Origin of the sequence: Streptomyces calidiresistens (genome assembly GCF_014141525.1) — a bacterium.
GTDB lineage: Bacteria > Actinomycetota > Actinomycetes > Streptomycetales > Streptomycetaceae > Streptomyces > Streptomyces calidiresistens.
Genome location: NZ_VKHS01001369.1, coordinates 1 through 809, shown reverse-complemented (window position 1 = coordinate 809; position 809 = coordinate 1). Strand labels below are relative to the sequence as shown.

At 75.5% G+C, this 809-nt stretch carries 1 protein-coding gene; it reads left to right on the top strand.

The window, feature by feature from the left end:
• The first annotated feature begins 112 nt into the window (after positions 1-112).
• Positions 113-733 (top strand): CpaE/TadZ family protein, encoded by a 621-nt coding sequence (locus FOE67_RS27360; protein WP_182667499.1) that lies wholly within the window; start codon positions 113-115, stop codon positions 731-733.
• The last annotated feature ends 76 nt before the right edge of the window (positions 734-809 follow it).

The window sequence follows — 809 nt, the reverse complement described above, 5'->3', positions numbered from 1 at the left end:
AGTTGTATAAGAGACAGCCGCCCCCGGCGACCCCGCCGCGGGAGGTGGCGGACGCGGCGTCGCCCTGGTCGACCTCGACCTGCTCGGCGGGGACGTCGGCTCCTACTTCGACGTGCAGTTCCGCCGCTCCGTCGTCGACCTCGCCGGACTGCCGGACATCTCCGCCCAGGTCCTCGCCGAGGCGGTCTTCCCGCACGAGACCGGCCTGTCACTGCTGATCGCCCCGGCCGAGGGCGAGCGCGGCGAGGAGGTCACCGAGGACTCCACCCGCCGCCTCCTCCACGCCGTCCGCGCCCGCTACGACACCGTGATCGTGGACTGCGGCTCCCACACCAGCCCTCCCGGCGCCACCGCCGTCGAGAGCGCCGACACCGCCCTGCTGGTCACCACCCCCGACGTGATCGCCGTGCGGGCGGTCAACCGCACCGTGCGGATGTGGGACCGGCTGCACATCCGCAAACCGCGCGAACTGCTCACCGTGGTCAACCGCCACGGCCGCACCGGCCCCGTGCAGCCGCAGCTGATCTCGCGCATCACCGGCACCCCCGTGGCCGGCTCCGTCATCCCGGCCGGCTTCCGCGAACTGCAGGACGCCCAGGACTCCGGCCGCATCCAGGATCTCGACCCGCGCGGCGCCGTCCGCCGGGCCATGTGGGCCCTCGCGGCGGAGATCGGCCTGGCCGACGCCGCCGCGGTGGCGCCCCCGGGACGCAGGAAGGGGAAACGGCCGTGAGAACCCCCGCTCCGCCGGCGCGCGGCGCGCCCCCCGATCGCCGGCCCCGGACCCACACGGCGCCGCACCCTCCGCG